The following is a 16937-nucleotide window of genomic DNA, read 5'->3' as shown; positions in this document are numbered from 1 at the left end:
CGGCCATGCCGGCTTCTTTTTTTCAGAGATCAACGGGTTTTATGAATCACCGGCTTGGGTGCGTCTAGCCTTGGCATTCGGCCAAATACGTAACTCTGCCTCATGCTCGCCGAGGACATCATCCCAGCTGAAAGCATTGATCGTTACAGGCGAGAATTGATTGCCGCGGCGTGAGACCGCATATGCTTGTTTCCTGCAAGCTATTGCCTGCTGCCATGCACCCAGGGTATTCCAATGATCGACCAAACCAATACCGTCGCCCCGAAGCCGGCCCCCGTGAAACCCGTTCCGATCAAGATCGATTTCGTGTCCGATGTGTCATGTCCCTGGTGCGCCATCGGGCTGGCCTCGCTGCGGCAGGCGCTGGCGAATCTCGGCGGTGAGGTGGCTGCCGAGATTCATTTCCAGCCGTTCGAACTGAACCCGCAGATGCCGCGCGAAGGCGAGAACTCCACCGAACATCTGATGCGCAAGTACGGCAGCACGGCCGAACAGATTGATGCGAATCGCGAAAACATTCGCGCCCGCGGCGAGCCGCTGGGCGTCACTTTCCGGATGGACCGCAACAGTCGCGTTTACAACACCTTTGATGCACATCGCCTGCTGCATTGGGCCGAACTCGAGCGCAAGCATGTGCCGCTGAAGCAGGTGCTGCTACGCGCGTATTTCACCGACGGCAACGACGTGAGCGATCATGCCGTGCTGCTGCGGCTGGCCGAAGAAGTAAGCCTCGATGCCGCAGAGGCAGAGCGCATTCTGACTGGCGATACCTACGCCGACGACGTGCGCGCGCAGGAACAGTTTTATCTGCAGCACGGCATCCAGTCGGTGCCAGCCACCATCATCAACGACCGCCATCTGATTTCAGGTGGTCAGCCGCCGGAGGCGTTCGAACAGGCGCTGCGGCAGATCGCCAATCCGGCCTGAGCTTTTCGCTCGTTTGATACACAGCGACCTGGGTTTAACTGGTCGCCGCGTGGGGCTCCAGCCATTGCCGGATCGGTGCGGGGCGGCCGAGCAGGTAGCCCTGCCCCATCTCGCAGCCCATCGCCAGCAGCGCGTCACGCTGGGCTTCGGTCTCGATGCCTTCGGCGATCACCTTGATGTTGAGTGCGCGTGCCAGCGCAAGAATCGCCGCCACCACCGTGGTGCTGTTGGTGTTGCCGTCCTTGTCCAGCTCCAGCACAAACGCGCGATCGATCTTCAGTATGCGCAGTGGCAGTGAATGCAGATAACTGAGCGATGAGTAGCCCGTGCCGAAATCATCCAGCGCCGCACCCACGCCGATGCTGCGCAGCCGGTCGAGCGTGCCGCGCACGAGTTCGGGATTATCGAGCAACGCACCTTCGGTGACTTCGGCGACCAGTCGCGAGGGTGGCAAGCCGGTTTTGTCCAGCAACTGGATCAGACGTGTATCGAAATCCCCACGGCGCAGGTGCAGCGCAGACACGTTGAACGTCATGAATGTATCGTCCGAACCATGACTGGCGAGCAGGCCGCAGCTCAGACCAAACATGCGCCAGTCGATCTCTTCGATCAGCCCGCTGTCCTCGGCAATCTTGAGAAAATCCGCCGGTCGCAGCAACCCCCGCTGCGGATGATTCCAGCGGATGAGTGCCTCGTATCCCACCACATGACCGCCATCGAGCCGGCAGATCGGCTGAAAGTACGGCTCGAACTGTTCGTGCTGCATTGCGTGGCGAAGATCGACCTCCATCGCCAGCACGTCGACCACGTTTTTCGCCAATGTCTCGTCGAACAGTTCGAAGCGCTTGCGGCCCAGATCCTTGGCGCGATACAGCGCGATATCGGCGTCCCGCAGTACCTCGTCGGCGTCGTGGTAGTGAGCGTCGCCAATGGCAATGCCCACGCTGGCCGTCGGCTGCAACTCCTTGCCGGCAATCGGCATCGGCGCGCCGAGTGCATCGAGTACGCGTTGCGCCACCGCCGTCGCTACCGACACGTCCTCGACGTTCTCCAGCAGGATCGCAAACTCGTCGCCCGCCAGGCGCGCCACCAGATCGGGAGGGCGCACGCAGCTGGCCAGCCGCGCCGATACTTCTTTCAGCACCTCGTCACCGGCCAGATGGCCGAGGCTGTCGTTGATGATCTTGAAGCGGTCGACGTCGAGATACAGCAGTGCAAGGCGGCGTTGCGGATCGTGCCTGATGATGTTGAGTACGCGATCGATGCGATCACGCAGATAGCCGCGGTTGGGCAATCCGGTGAGCGAGTCGTGCATCACCTGATGCTTGAGCTGATCCTGGATGCGCTCGCGCTCGATGATCTCCTTGCGTAGCGCCTGGGTGCGCTCTTCAACACGATGTTCGAGCTGCTCGTAAGCACGGCGCAGCGATTCGGCCGAGCGACGACGTGTGAGGCTGTTGGCGATCTGCGTGGCAACGAAGGTGAGCAATTCCTGATCCGCCTGGCCGTAGGCGGATTCCTCGAGGTAACTTTGCACGGTGACCAGACCGATCACCTCGTCACCGACAATCAATGGCACGCCCAGCCAGCACAGTGCCGGCGAACCGGTACGCCCTGGCGCGATTTCACCCAGCACTTCCATCTGCTCGATGTCTGCGTTGTCGGCACGCAACGCAATACCACTATGCAGCACATATTCGCTGAGGCCCCGACCCAGCGCACGACTGGTCGGTGGCAGTTTGAAGGCATCGACCATATAGGGAAACGTGAGTTTCAGACGATCGTCCGAGAGCAGCCCAATAAAGAAATTTTCCGCATTCAGCAACTCGCCGACCACTGAATGTACGCGTCGGTAAAACTCATCCTGATCGATGTCGGCCGTGGCCAGTTGCGCGATACGGAACAATGCCGTCTGCAAATGTTCGGCACGCTGCCGCTCCAGCACTTCCAGCTGCAGTACGCGGTTGGCGTCGGCCAGCTGCAGTGTGCGTAGCTGCACGCGGCGCTCCAGATCTTCCTTAGTCTGCTTGCGCTCCAGGGCGGTAAGGATATGACTGCCGACGAACTCCAGCAGATTCAGATCTTCCCGCGTGAAACTGATGCCTGGCTGGTAGCTCTGCACCACCAGTGCACCGCCGGGTTGACCATCACGCAACATCGGCACGCCCAGCCAGTCGTGGCTATCCGGACCGATCTGAATCACCGGACCGGAAACCTGCGCGAGCAGTTGCTCAGCGGTACCCATGCGCGCCTTGCCATCATTGATGACGTACCAGGTCAACGAGTGTTCAATCTCCTGTAGTGGCATGTCTTGACCGTCACCCGGAGATACCGGATCTTCGACATCGACGAAGTACAAAAATCGGATCGTGTTGCGCTCGCGGTAAAGCTGCACGATGTAGAAATTTTCCGCATACATCAGCGTGCTGACAATGGCATGGATGCCGCGCAGCATGTCGGGCATGTCGCGATCGGAGCCGGCCAGATCGGAGATCGCAAACAACGCGCGCTGCAGCGTTTCGGAACGCTCCAGTTGCTGATGCGAATATTGCAGCTCCGACCACTCCAGCGCCCGCCGCAAGTACTGACCGGCGAGCACGATCGGAGCTTTCAGGTCATCGGGAACGCTGGATCTTTCGTGACCCGGATGCACCGTCACCACCAGCAATGCCGGCTCGGGCTTCTCGCACAGACACAAGGCGACGCGATCGCCTTGTCGGCTCCACTGGGGTGTGCCGGACGTGGCCACGGCGTAAAGCCACGTCCAGTCATCGGCGTCGATAGCCGCGAGCGGAATGCTGCGATGCTTTCCCGGCTCGTCAAGCGACCACAGTACCGAGGCGGCCTTGCAGCTCGGGCGATCCAGAACGACGCCTACGATCACCTTGGCCACTTCTTCGGGCGTATTGGCCGCGATCAGCCGGGTCAGCCAGATCAGATGCATGGAATCGCTGGCCGGCTTTGCGTCCACATCATTCATTGATGGACTCCCCCAAGCCCGCGCTGGCTGCCAACACTCACCATCTGGTTAGCATACCCTTTCGAAGTAAACGATAAAGTCGGCCATGGCGCGGTCGCCAGCTCACCCATATAGGGCTTAGCTGGCAATACCGATAAACTGTCGGATTGCGCCACACACGAAGTCTCTTGTGTGGCCCGGGCACGCGATAGGGCGCTCACAGCGCCGCGTTGGCCCATCGACATCGCTGGCTTGTTTCCCCGTATCACTACCATTCGCACGCCTCACCCGCGTCACAGGCTTACCGACTCCCCATGCTCGCTGACAGCACGAAAGATGCCATCCGCGCTTCCTATGCACGATTGAAGGATGGTCTGCCGGGCTTTCGCGCACGTTCGTCGCAGGGAAAGATGATTGCCGAGGTAGCCAAGGCCCTGGGCCGACACGGCGGCGTGGCGGTGATCGAGGCGCCGACCGGTACCGGCAAATCGATGGCTTACCTGATCGCCGGCGTGGAAGTGGCGCGCTTCCAGAAAAAACGGCTGCTGATCGCTACCGCCACGGTGGCCCTGCAGGAACAACTAGTGCAACGGGATATTCCGCTGTATCTGCGCCTCAACGGCATCGAGGCCAAGGTCGCACTGGCCAAGGGCCGCGGCCGCTATCTCTGCCCTCGCAACCTGGCGATGGCCGCCAACAGCCTCAACGATTCCGCCCAGATGGGCCTGGCCGGCATGGATGCCGACCTGGCGATCTGGGTCAAGCCGCCTGCGCTGCGCGACAAGCAGGCGCTGGTCAAGCTCAGCGCCGCATTCGACCGTCGCGAATGGGATGGCGACATGGACGCAGCGCCCGAGCCGGTAAGCGACCTGCTGCGCCCAATGGTGACCACCAGCGCCGGTGGCTGCACCAGCCGCAAGTGCGTGCATTTCATGGTTTGCCCATTTTTTGCCGCACGCCGCGCGGTAGACGACGCTGAGATCATCGTCGCCAACCAGGATCTCGTGCTGGCCGACCTCACCATGCCGGGCGAGGACGAAGGCTGGGGCGGCATCATCCTGCCCCGGCCGGACGAAACGCTGTATATCTTTGACGAAGGCCACCACGTACCGGCCAAGGCGATCGACCGCGGCACCGCCGAGGTCTACATGAACCTCAGCGCGCGCCAGCTGAGCCGACTCGGCCGGCAGGTGCATGCGGCGTACTCGCTCACCGACAAGGAGTCGATCGGCAAGCTCAGCCTCGACAAAGGCGACGAGAAGCTGCAGGAACTCAGCCATACGCTGGAAGAACTCGAACGTGAAATCCGCCTCGGCTGGCTGCCCGATCCGGCCGAAGCCGAGCCGATGTACCGCGGATCGCTCGGTCAGCTGCCGGAACCCTGGGTGGAACATGCGGGCGTGCTCAGCGTCTACACCGGCGAGATCCAGCGCTGGTTGAACGCGGTGCGTCGTGCCGTGGTCGAGATGACCGATGGCGGCCCCACGCAGGAGGCACTGTCACGCGAACTCGGCATCGCGCTCGAGCGGTTGGAAAAACAGGCCCGCTGCTGGCGCGCCTGGGCAGCCAGCGATGTCGACGATACCCCGCCGATGGCACGCTGGGTCACGCTCACCGGCGACCAGCAACTGGTCTGCCATGCCTCCGCCGTCTCGGCCGGCGGCATGCTGGGCAACGTACTGTGGGGTAACGCCAGCGGCGTGGTCATGACCTCCGCCACGCTCAGCGCCGGCGGCAATTTCCGCGGCTTTGCCGATTCGGTTGGCTTGCCCGACGACGCGGTCTGCCTGAGCCTGCCCTCGCCGTTCGACCTGGCCAGCCAGGCGCGGCTGGAAATTCCGGCGATGCGCACCCTGCCCGAAGCCCGCGAGGCGCACGCCGAGGAAATCAGCGAGTGGCTGGCCAACAACCTCGACTGGGATGCCGGTAACCTCGTGCTGTTCACCTCGCGCGCCAAACTCGACCGCGTACTGCAGAAGCTGCCGATCGCCCACGTGCGCAAGGTGCGTGCACAGGGTTCGCTGGGAAAATCGCAACTGGTCGCCGAACACTGCGCCGATATCGAGGCCGGAAAAGGCAGCACGCTGTTCGGTCTGGCCTCGTTCGGCGAGGGTCTGGACCTGCCCGGCAAGCTGTGCGAGACGGTGGTGATCACCCAGCTGCCATTTGCCGTGCCTACCGATCCGGTCGGTGCCACTTACGCCGAATGGCTGGAATCACGCGGTCGCAACCCTTTCCTCGAAGTCAGCGTGCCCGAAGCGACACGTCTGCTCACCCAATACTGCGGCCGCCTGATCCGCAATGAAACCGATCACGGTCGCATCGTGTTGCTGGATCGTCGCGTGGTGCTGAAGCGCTATGGCGCCGGCATGCTGCGGGCGTTGCCGCCGTTCCAGCGTGTGATCGAGCGGACCACGTGAGGCTATCGATATGAGTTCCTCGATCATCCGCGTCGGCGACTGCCCGTCCGTACCATGGAAAAACGGCATGGGCATCACGCGTGAAATAGCCGTCCAGCCGTCCGGATCCAATGCCGATACTTTTCTATGGCGGGTCAGCGTGGCCGAGGTGAACAGTGCCGCGCCGTTCTCGTCGTTTCCCGGGCTTGATCGTCATATCGTATTGCTCGACGGCGCCGGCTTCACGATGACGCTGGACGACAAACGCACGCATGCGCTGCAAACACCGTTCAAGCCGTTCGCGTTCACCGGTGAAGCCAAGGTCGCCGTGGAACTCGCCGATGGCCCGACGCGTGATTTCAACCTGATGGTACGACGGGCAAAAGCGCGCGGCGAAGTCGTCACGTTACGCGAATCGGGCACCCACCGACTCGATCCCGATATCGTGCTTGTCTACGCTGCACGCGGTGACATCGATACATCCGACGGCGTGCTGCAGGCCGGTGATGCGTGGCTCCCCTGCATCCCAAATGGCCGGGTGACGCTTCATGGCGATGCTGTCGCCCTGGCGATCCGCATCCAGTGCACCGCCTGAGAACCGGGGGAACATCCGTTGTCCGGCCAGCGGGGTGCCGAGAGTCATCTACGCAAGTCCCCCGCTCTGCGCTAAAGTTTGTCCACTAATTACGCGGAGGGCGTGACATGGTCGGGTTCGTGCTCTGGCTGTTGCTGCTGGTTGTTTGCTGGCCGCTGGCGCTGCTCGCGCTGGTGCTCTATCCCATCGTCTGGTTGATCGCGCTGCCGTTCCGGCTCGTCGGTATCACCGTCGGTGCCGTGTTCGCGCTGCTTGCCGCCATGCTGATGCTTCCGGCGCGCGTGCTGCGCGGCCATCCCGTCTGAGCTTCTGCCCCCTGGCGGCCGCGCCTGTAGCAGCCGGCGCAGCGACTGTTGTTCTTGATTGACGGCATGAGCAAGCCGCATTCCGACGCGTGCGAGCGAAACCGCGATCCGATCCTTGCTGTATTGCGCGAATACTTCGTCGATCAACGGCACGTGCTGGAAATCGGCAGCGGCACTGGCCAGCACGCTGTGCATTTCGCCCGCCGGTTGCCGCAGCTGATCTGGCAGGCTTCGGATCGCGACGAAAATTTGCCGGGCATTCGCGCATGGTTGGACGAAGTCGCGCTGCCGAACACGCCACCTCCGCTGACACTGGATGTTTCCGGTCCATGGCCAACAGCCACGTTCGACGCGGTGTTCAGCGCCAACACACTGCACATCATGGCGTGGTCCGAAGTGGAACAGCTGTTCGCACGGCTTCCGGACGTTACAGGTATCGGTGCCACGTTGATCATCTACGGCCCGTTCAAGTATGACGGTTGCCACAGCAGCGACAGCAACGTCGCCTTCGATCTGTCGCTGCAAACCCGCGGATCACATATGGCAATACGTGACGCCGAAGCGGTGGATGCCTTGGCCAACCGTGCCGGCTTCGCGTTGATCGACGACGTCGCCATGCCAGCCAATAACCGCTGCCGCGTGTGGCGGCGTGTCAGCATCTGAAGCTACATCTACTGAAATCTTGTCAAAACGCGTACAAAGACCCGATGAAATCGACCACCACGACAACCATTTGTCCCTGCGGCAACCAGCAAGGATACAAGCCGTGCTGTAGCCAGGTACACGAAGGCGCCGCTGCCGCAAGCGCCGAGCAGCTGATGCGCGCGCGTTACAGCGCGTACGTGCTCAAGCGCGAGGATTTTCTGTTGGCCAGCTGGCACGCCGACTCGCGTCCAGCTTCATTGAACTTGGCTGCACAACAACCGTCGCCGACCTGGCTGGAATTGGAAATTCGCCAGCAGCACAACGAAGACGAAAACCACGCTAGCGTGGAATTCGTCGCCCGTTATCGCCTCGGTGGTGGACGCGCGCAACGGCAGCATGAGACGAGTCGTTTCGTACGTGAAGATGGCCGCTGGTATTACCTCGATGGTGAACTCAAAAGCTAAACCCACGCGCAGCCTCTGCGGATTTTCGCTGAGTCAGAAGCCCTGCACATTGATCGCATGCAATCGTTCTGCCTGCGCGCGCAAATCAGGGTGCGCGAAAAAAGCTGTCAGACGCTCTGACTTCGCTTGACCTGCGCCAGCCGCCTGCCAGTCGCTCCCGCTACGCGTACTCAGTGTTGTCCAGTCCGGTAGCGGCATATCGCCTGTCGGTGGCATGCCAAGCGCGCGCAACCAATCTGTGAAGGGACGGTTGCGCGCATCCGCAAAGGTTTGTGCCAGAGCGGCGGCACGTGCCTGACCCAGGTTCGGCACCCTGGCGAGTTGCGCCAATGTCAGGTTCATCCAGTCGAGCAGATCATGGATCAGTCCTGCGTCGATCAATGCTTGCCACGTATCTACACCCACACCATTCAGCTTGAGTCCCTGCTTGCCACCAAGCCATACCAGCCGCGCGCGAAACTGATCTTCGCAGCCGACCGCGACGTGCCAGCAGCTCAGCGGATCGTGCGTCTGCTGATCGGGCACGGTGACCTCGGCACGCAACTGAGTCCGCCATACCACCGACTGCAACCGCGGAATGGTCAGGCCGGCCAGCGCGATCTCGACCTGATCGCCGGGGCGGATATCGAGTTCTTTCCAGCGTGCCACCGAGCCGACGCTGACCCGCTGCACACGGTGATCGTCCAGCTCCACCGGTTCCAGCTCCAATACCGGCGTGATACGACCGCTGCGGCCCAAGGTAAAGGTCACCGCACGCACTTCGGCCAGCGCCTGCGCAGCCGGATATTTCCAGGCGACCGCCCAAGCCGGCGGTGCCGGCTGCCACGTCGATGCGGGTGGCCGGTGACCCTGGCGAACCACGGTGCCATCGGCGGCGAAGGGCATCGCGTGGCGATACCACTGTTCACGCCAACGCTGCACATCGTCGATTGAACCGACCGTGTGGATATACGTCACGCTATCGGCCAGGCCCATCGCCTGCAGGCCAGCCAGTCGTGCCGGCATATCGGCAGGGCCGCTCGGCCAGTCCCACACAAACAAGCCGATGTGCGCCGCCGTGGCGGCATCGAGCGTATCGCGTGCCAGTGCACCAGCCACAGCCGAACGCGCGTTGATGCCGCCATCGCTGGCCTGAACGTGGCCGGGCACGCGCCAGTAGATTTCACCTTGCAGCACCACGCGTGCTGGCGCATGCGGCAGACGCTTGGGAATCGCATCGATACCCTGCGCTTTGACCGTCCAGTCCGAGCCATGCAGGCCATCGCCACGGCTGGTGGCTTCACTCAATTGGCCGTCTATATACAGAAGCGTGACAGCAACGCCATCGGCCTTGGGCTGCACCCAATAGATCCTTGTTTCCACGCACCTGCATCCAGGCGGCCAGCGCCGTACCATCAGGCAACTTGGCCAGTCCCGTCTGCGCTACCGGTGAACGCACGTTGCCGGTGGCATCGGCAAGGTGCGCGAGCAGCGGCGGTGCCTGCTCTGGAAAGCAGTTGCGCCACCGCAGGAAGCGCTTCGACGCCTGATCGTAAACCGCATCGTCCACCGGCGACTGGCCACCCGTGCGATAGGCTTGATTCCAGCCGTCCAGCCGATCATGCAACGCGATCATCTCCGCCCGTGCCTGCGTGGGTGACCACACCGGACAGTCCTGCGACCACACCGGGTAACTGGCCAGACCGGCAATGAAAATGACAGGCAGCAACCATTCCTTGCACATCGATTTCATCCGTCCGTGATTGATGCCAGCAGACTAGCGAGCGAGTCATGACGCGGAAAGACGAACATGCCAACAACTCACGTAGGCGCAAAGCTGTTGCTCGAACGCACGTACTACTTCTGCGCGTTGCCACCTTGCTGCTGGCCGGCAATCGATAGCGCAGTTTCACCTTCAAAGTGCCCGTTCGGCCCGAAACGCCGCTCGACAATCACACCGAGGCCATCGTGCGCGATCGCGACCACGGTGCTGGCGCGGGTGCCATAAGAATCGCCGCGAATGAAAGCTGACGACAGCCAGCGCTCGCGCTCCAGTCCCACGCCAGTATCGGGTAGCTCTGAATCGGGCGCAGCCTGCTCGTCGGCAAGTGCAGCGAACAGCGCGGAAAAATCATTGGTCTGGTGATTGGAGCTACTTGCATCGATCCACTGTTGTAGCCGCTCACACAAACGTTGCGTCTTCGGCCACGGCGTATCGAGTTCGGCATTTGACAAGCCGTGCACGCCAGACGTCAGCGCCTGCGATTGCGGGCTTGGGCGGTTGCCGATATGAAACGCCTGCGCCGAATCGAAGGTGAGCAAATTGAACGGCCTGTAATTCGCCGCCACCGACTGCAATCCTGCCGCATGTGTCGCCGCATCATCGGACCGCGTGAGGTAATCCGTGACCAGTAGTCCACGCGAAAGTCCGAGCTGCGGATCTCGCGGGTTGCGCACGTTGGTGACCACGCTGCAACGACCATTGGCAGTAACGCCCAACCATGTTCCGCCAGCTTCCAGATCACGGCCGGCCGTGATCGTCGAGTCAGGCCAGTGCGCCAGCGCCGTACTGGGCCGCGCATGAAATTCATCACGGTTGCCAGCCAGCACCAGTTGCCAACGTGGATGTGCGTTCCACGCGAGCGCGATTACGCACATGGCTGGGACGCTCTCTGAAATCCGTGTGCTCGCATCATCGTACTGATCCGAAGAACCAGTAGCACACGCCGATCGACGCCAACACACCCGCAAGGTCGGCCAGCAGCGCGCAGCCAATCGTGTGACGCACGCGCTTGATGCCGACCGCGCCGAAATACACAGCGACCACATAAAACGTTGTCTCGGTGCTGCCCTGGATCACTGCTGCGAGCAGCGCAGGAAAACTGTCCACGCCGGAGTGGTGAATCGTCTCGATCAGCATTGCACGCGCCGCGCTGCCGGAAAACGGCTTGACCAGCGCGGTCGGCAGCGCATCGACAAAGCGATCGTCCAGCCCCGCGTGCAGCACCAGCCAACGGATGCCGTTCAGCGCGAAGTCCAGCGCACCCGAAGCGCGCAGCACGCCAACCGCCGACAGCATCGCGATCATGTAAGGCAGAATGTCCTTCGCTACATCGAAACCCTGCTTGGCACCGTGGATGAAACTCTCGAACAGCGGCACGCGTCGCCACGCACCCACGCACAAAAACACAATGATCACGCCGAACAGCATCAGGTTGCCCAGCAGTGACGAGAACGATGCCAGCGCAACGGCGGTGAACGACGTTAGTAGGGCGATGAAACTACCGAGCAGCAACGCACCGCCGCCCAGCCATGCGATCACCACCGGATCCCACAACTTCAGTCGCTGCATGTAAGCCACCGACAGCAGGCCAGTGAGATTGGCGGCAAAGTGCGCCAGCAGGATCGGCAGAAAAACCAGGGTCGGATCATGTGCTCCGGCCTGCGCACGATAGACGAACACCGTCACCGGCAGCAGCGTCAGCGACGAAGCATTGAGCACGAGAAACAGAATCTGCGCGTTGCTGGCGGTATCGGCCGATGGATTGATCGTCTGCAGCTCACGCATCGCGCGCAGTCCAATCGGTGTGGCCGCGTTGTCCAACCCAAGCGCGTTGGCGGCGAAGTTCAGCGTGATCAAGCCGATTGCTGGATGGCCGCGCGGAACATCGGGCATTAGCCGCGAAAATAGCGGCCCCAACACTCGCGCCATGCGATCCACCAGTCCCGCTTCCTCGGCAATATTGAGAAAGCCCAGCCACAGCGCCAGTGTGCCGAACAGCAGCAGCATCACCTTCACCGACAGCTCGGCCATGTCGAACAGCGAGCCGACCACCGCGGCAAACACTGTCTCGTCGCCACCGATCAACCAGCGCGACAGTGCGGCGACGGCGGCCACCAGAAAGAAACCGAACCAGAGCCGGTTCAGCATATGTGGTCAACCGGAACTATTGGGATGAACATGTCTGCATTGTCAACGACAACGCCCATCACGGCCAGCCGGATAGAGACATTCCGGCTGGCATGAAGCAAAACGGCAGTGCGGTCCATCGACGCGTCGATGGAGGCTTTGTCGACTCCACCTAAACTCACTCCACGCATAACACGATGTCTCCGGGCCAAGGAGACCCACGATGCGCAATAGCAAATTCACCGAGAGCCAGATCGTCACGACGTTGAAAAAGGTCGGTGACCACGAACCCAGCACGGCGCGAGCTTTATTGTCTTCACCAGTCAGGCACGCGTACGCGTTGCGCTTTGTCCACATCCGAGCTCAAAAGCGGGTTTTTGAGGCACGTAAAGCGGTTCGTCATTCGGATTAATGGCAAAGGACGCTCGTTCTGATTTGTTCGGTGAAGGGGTATTGGCCAAACAAGCTTCGTCACACATCAAATCCACACGCACACACTTTGCACTCGGCCCTCATCCCAACTCCCCTGAACGCTGAATATTCGCCATCAGAATCCCATTCTGGCGGTTCTTTACCGCATGCAGTATCCGCCAAAAATATAGTGCGCCAATGGCAGCCTCAAACATCGAACCGACAACCCAGCAACGCGGAAGAAAATCCGCATTGCCAGTATGCGAAGAGGTCATCGAGTACACAATCGGTATGCTTAGTGCCCACATGAAAATTAATCGGACAGTAAATATAAATTTTGTGAGCCCAAAACTCTCCAAAACGGCACCGCCGGTTATAGAAAGCGCAAATGCGAGCGAGTAGAACCACAACACTCTTGAGGTCGCGATGGCCGCCCTATGAATTTCTGGCTTGTCAGCCAGTCCGAATGGATTCAAAAGTAAACTCGGTGTCACTATTTGGAAAAAAGAAATGGCGACGATATAGATCAGCTCGATTGCCATCGTGACGAAAAGAATCCTGGGTATCTGCGGATAGTCATCCTCACCGATAGCGTTTCCGCACAATACGCTGCAACCAATACTCAGGCCGACAAGCGGAATAATGCCGATATTGCTCACGGTTATATTGACGTTGTTTGCCGCAAGCGAGATCGCCCCCAATCCTCCAATAAGCCAAATAAATATGACATTACCGAAATTATCGACACCCGTGGCGGCGCCTAGAGCGATACTCTTTCTAATACGTGGAAGCATATCGGCCAAAGCAAAACCACTCCGCTTTAATATCAACACTTTCACATTGACCCAAACCTCGCGCGGCATATAACAGAAATAGCAAACAAACATTGCTAGCGTGCCGATCAATGTGCCTATTGCCGAGCCTTGCATGCCAAGCTCCGGCAGCCCGAACTTACCGAACACCAATCCTATGGTCATGAAGATGACTACGGCCTGGCCGATTAATCCGACAACCAAGGTGATACGCGTTTTACCAATGCCGTTGAAATAAGACGAAAGCGCCACATTCAATGTCATGACGCAGCCAAAATAGGCCGACCAATACAGGAATTGCGATTCCAACTGAGTAACGGCGAAGGGCCTGTTGCTTAAAAATGGGATCAACTTGAGGAATGGGGCCATTAACAACAGGAAAGCGGCCAGCACGACACCAATCAAGATCCCGACAGCTGCCTGATGGGCGGCTTCACCATGCCCGGACCGCCCATAGGCCTGGGCTACGAACGATCTTGAAAATCCCACAATCGAAACGAAGACGCCAATAATCGCCATCGCGGTATATATGGCGGGTCCAGAAGCTACTAAAGCGTCACTCGAATATCTGGCGAGACAAATGCGATCGACGAGCATCATGATCAAATTTCCAACCATCGATCCCATCAATGGTATGGAGACGTCTAAGATTCTTTTGGCTATTTTAAAATCAAAACCAACATTATTAGAATTCAATTAGATGTCCCCAACGATACATCTCCACAGCCATTAGTCCGCAATCGGCGCACCATAGGCAGCGCGGAGTCGCCCGCATGATCGGGCTTATTCAATATGCGAATCATGCTTCTTTGTGACCTATTCATGCGATCCATGTCCTTTGTTTGGCAGGTTACGGTCTCAACCGACGACAACAGACGCTGCTGCGCCAAGCCGTCACGAGCCGTTAGGCTGTGCAGCCAGCACCCGGCGATATGGAAGGCTAAAAACGAAGTTTGAGGCGTACGGGAACCGCGCTAGGGCCTATGAAGAAGTTCATGACCTGCTCAACGGGCGGCGCATCGGTATCCAGTTCCAATTCAAAGTTACGCATGATCATCGATATCACCAGCTTGATTTGAGTCAAGGCCAGGAAACGCCCAGGGCACATGCGTGTACCGCCACCAAATGGAAAAAGTTTGCGCGCAGGATCGTCTTCCCTATGCGGCTTTTGGTCAAAAATCCAGCGTTCGGGCTTGAATAGCTCATGTTGTGGAAAGTGCGCCTCGTCCATCCCCTCACCCGTGGTCGATACGATGATTGGCGTATCCTTCGGGATAAGAACCCCGGCAACCGTGCAGTCAGCATTGCTGACGACCCCAATTAAAGGAGCGACGGCCCTCAATCGCTGGGTTTCAGTGTGGACGGCTTCAAGGTAGGGCAGCTGCTTCATCTGCTCCCAGTCGCGCGCGACCGTAGTGCTGCCCAGCACCGTATCGATTTCGGCAGCGAGTGAGGCCCCGGCGGCGGGATTCTCTGCCAGCAAATTGATCATCCATGCCAAGGTGTTGGCTGTCGTATCTTCGCCACCAATCACATTCAGAATGGCATTGCTGAGAAGCTCATGTTCGGTAAAGCCCGATTCGGGATTATCGCTCGATGCGATCATGGCCTCCAACATATTGGTAGGCTTTTGATGCAGATGCGGCTGTTGACTCATACGCTCGCGCGTATTCCGAATGATGCACGTCAACGTTTGCTTGACGTTCGCGATAGATTTATCCACTTCACGATCGACTGGCAATTTGAAATGGCGCCAATGGGGGAATAACGCAACGAGACGTTTTTCCAAGCGCCTCATCATATTGTCAATATTGCTTACTAGTTTTTTTTCGTCGTCGCCAACCGTATTCAGGTCATGCCCTGTCGCGATACCCATGATGATATCAAGCGCCAAGGACTTCATATCACGGTGCAATTCGATAGCTTTGCCCTCTGCCAGCGCGGCCTTCCAACGCTGCAGCAAGCGTTCTGTCATGAATATCATCGTAGGAAAGAAGTTTCGCACTACATCGACACTAAGCCCTCCCATCACCAACTTGCGCTGCCTGCGCCATTCTTCGCCTTCAGCGGTAAGAACGCCGCCAATACTCAGTTCATTCATCACCACCTTGGTGCCTTTGCTTCGCCTGAACCCAGCGGGACGATCTCGCAAGATGCTGTCGGTGGCATCCCGATCCGCAACGACGACCATCTGGGTACCCATGGCGTCGAAGCGAAAAATGGATCCGAATTCGCGAATCCACTTCGCGACTATCAAGTGCGATTGACGTCCTCGAAGTTCCAGCGAATTGCCGAAATACCAGCGACCCTTGGGGCAAGGCAAATCTGCAATCGTGCGCGAATACTCGAGTTCGCCTATATTCTGCACATCCACAGCGACGTTTGAATCCATGATGGTTTTCCTGAGTGCAAGTGTGAAATTTCTGACTGCTTCTGATTTCGGCAACTAATCGATGTACGACAGCTCAGCGCTTGCGGAATAACGCTTTATCCTGTTTGAAATTTCATGCGCCAATTTTTCAATATATGGCGGCTTCACTATCGACATATGACTGCCGCCGATACGCGTCACATGAAGGCGCTCCCCCAATAGATCACCCCAGCCCAGCGTCGGATCTTCAACATCATGGTCGTCGGCGGTAAGCAGTATCACCGTCGCCTCCGTGGCTGGTGTTTCGTACTCTATGGCCGCTTTGGCACCACCGACGTGTACAGCAAGGATCTGCTTCACGAGTGCTATATCAAGATGTACCGGCAGAAGTGCTTCACGTTGGCAAACGGCGAGCATGGTGTCGATATCCTTGCTTTCCGCCAGCACCATCAACTCGTCATAAGCAGGATGCTGCCGCATACCGGCCACATCCAGATGCTGATCGGCAATCCAGCTCAAGAATGCTCTGCATTCATCGAATTCCGCGACATTCTTCGTGCGCCACTGGGCCCGCAAGAATGCACTGCTACCCGTATCGATCATTCCCACGAAATTGACTGTCTCACCGGCCGCGAGCAATTGATGGGCAATTTCATAAGCGATCATGCCGCCCAGTGACCAGCCTGCCACCGTATACGGGCCAACGACCTGGACGTGCCGTATGGCCTCCAGGTAGACGGTCGCCATCTCGGTAATGCTGGCACGCGGTGTTTCACCGATGACCAAGCCGCTGGCCGCCAATGCGTAAACAGGCTGATCAGCATCCAGATGCTGTGCCAAGTCAAACGCATACTGAACTTCTCCGCCAACCGGGTGAATCAGAAATAGCGGTGTCAAATGGCCTTGACCCCGAATGGGAACCAGATTCGGATGCCGAGACGCAGTTTTGTTCGAATCGACAAAGGCAGCCAATGCGCCCAAGGCTGGATACGAAAACAGATTGCGCAATTCAATTTCAATGGCAGCGCGCTTGCGCAATTGCGAAACCATTTGCACCGCCAACATGGAATGGCCGCCCAACGCGAAGAAGTCATCGTGGATACCGACCTTGTCCAGCTTCAGCAGCTCCGCCCAAAGGCCAGCCATGATTTCTTCGGTCG

At 59.1% G+C, this 16937-nt stretch carries 15 protein-coding genes; 7 read left to right on the top strand and 8 right to left on the bottom strand.

Going from position 1 to position 16937, the window contains the following annotated elements; genetic code table 11:
- Positions 1-276: 276 nt before the first annotated feature.
- Positions 277-927, top strand: coding sequence for a DsbA family oxidoreductase (locus HDE80_RS08740; RefSeq protein WP_345776430.1), 651 nt, complete (start codon positions 277-279; stop codon positions 925-927).
- Between the two features lie 34 nt (positions 928-961).
- Here HDE80_RS08740 and HDE80_RS08735 read toward each other — a convergent pair whose 3' ends face one another.
- A complete protein-coding gene (locus HDE80_RS08735) occupies positions 962-3907 on the bottom strand; it encodes an EAL domain-containing protein (protein WP_184669999.1) in 2946 nt (981 codons plus the stop codon).
- 293 nt (positions 3908-4200) lie between these two features.
- Here HDE80_RS08735 and dinG point away from each other — a divergent pair, with 293 nt between their 5' ends.
- The 5 genes from dinG to HDE80_RS08710 all read left to right on the top strand — a co-directional run bounded on the left by dinG (position 4201) and on the right by HDE80_RS08710 (position 8294).
- A complete protein-coding gene (gene dinG / locus HDE80_RS08730; RefSeq protein ID WP_184669997.1) occupies positions 4201-6306 on the top strand; it encodes an ATP-dependent DNA helicase DinG in 2106 nt (701 codons plus the stop codon).
- 10 nt (positions 6307-6316) lie between these two features.
- Complete coding sequence (locus tag HDE80_RS08725; protein ID WP_184669995.1) at positions 6317-6880, top strand: HutD family protein; 564 nt, start codon at positions 6317-6319, stop codon at positions 6878-6880.
- Between the two features lie 107 nt (positions 6881-6987).
- Positions 6988-7185, top strand: coding sequence for a hypothetical protein (locus tag HDE80_RS08720; protein ID WP_184600398.1), 198 nt, complete (start codon positions 6988-6990; stop codon positions 7183-7185).
- Positions 7186-7251: 66 nt separating this feature from the next.
- Entirely contained in the window at positions 7252-7848 is a 597-nt protein-coding gene (locus HDE80_RS08715; protein WP_184669993.1) for a DUF938 domain-containing protein, read from the top strand.
- A gap of 44 nt (positions 7849-7892) precedes the next feature.
- Positions 7893-8294 (top strand): YchJ family metal-binding protein, encoded by a 402-nt coding sequence (locus tag HDE80_RS08710; protein WP_184669991.1) that lies wholly within the window; start codon positions 7893-7895, stop codon positions 8292-8294.
- A 33-nt stretch (positions 8295-8327) separates the two neighbouring features.
- On the opposite strand, the gene ligB is transcribed toward HDE80_RS08710, so the two are convergent.
- The 4 genes from ligB to HDE80_RS08695 form a co-directional block, all read right to left on the bottom strand.
- On the bottom strand, positions 8328-9635 hold the full coding sequence (gene ligB, locus HDE80_RS08705; RefSeq protein WP_345776429.1) for an NAD-dependent DNA ligase LigB: 1308 nt from the start codon (positions 9633-9635) through the stop codon (positions 8328-8330).
- Entirely contained in the window at positions 9574-10017 is a 444-nt protein-coding gene (locus HDE80_RS22155; RefSeq protein ID WP_255483656.1) for a hypothetical protein, read from the bottom strand. The genes ligB and HDE80_RS22155 overlap by 62 nt, the downstream gene beginning before the upstream one ends.
- A gap of 113 nt (positions 10018-10130) precedes the next feature.
- Positions 10131-10931, bottom strand: coding sequence for an NRDE family protein (locus tag HDE80_RS08700; RefSeq protein WP_184669988.1), 801 nt, complete (start codon positions 10929-10931; stop codon positions 10131-10133).
- Between the two features lie 34 nt (positions 10932-10965).
- A complete protein-coding gene (locus tag HDE80_RS08695) occupies positions 10966-12204 on the bottom strand; it encodes a spore maturation protein (RefSeq protein ID WP_184669986.1) in 1239 nt (412 codons plus the stop codon).
- Positions 12205-12406: 202 nt separating this feature from the next.
- Between HDE80_RS08695 and HDE80_RS08690 the strand changes: the two genes are divergently transcribed.
- Positions 12407-12595, top strand: a complete 189-nt coding sequence (locus HDE80_RS08690) for a hypothetical protein (protein ID WP_184669984.1) — start codon at positions 12407-12409, stop codon at positions 12593-12595.
- A 100-nt stretch (positions 12596-12695) separates the two neighbouring features.
- Here HDE80_RS08690 and HDE80_RS08685 read toward each other — a convergent pair whose 3' ends face one another.
- From HDE80_RS08685 to HDE80_RS08675, 3 genes are all read right to left on the bottom strand, one after another.
- The gene (locus HDE80_RS08685; protein ID WP_221437497.1) at positions 12696-14102 is read right to left on the bottom strand and encodes an MATE family efflux transporter; all 1407 of its coding nucleotides are present in this window, start codon (positions 14100-14102) and stop codon (positions 12696-12698) included.
- 244 nt (positions 14103-14346) lie between these two features.
- On the bottom strand, positions 14347-15798 hold the full coding sequence (locus tag HDE80_RS08680) for a cytochrome P450 (protein ID WP_184669982.1): 1452 nt from the start codon (positions 15796-15798) through the stop codon (positions 14347-14349).
- 54 nt (positions 15799-15852) lie between these two features.
- The coding region (locus tag HDE80_RS08675) for a non-ribosomal peptide synthetase (protein ID WP_255483655.1) at positions 15853-16937 on the bottom strand (1085 nt) is incomplete at its 5' end.

Source organism: Rhodanobacter sp. A1T4, from assembly GCF_014207185.1.
GTDB lineage: Bacteria > Pseudomonadota > Gammaproteobacteria > Xanthomonadales > Rhodanobacteraceae > Rhodanobacter.
Note: the sequence above shows the minus strand (reverse complement) of the source record. Positions and strands in the feature narration are given on the sequence as shown.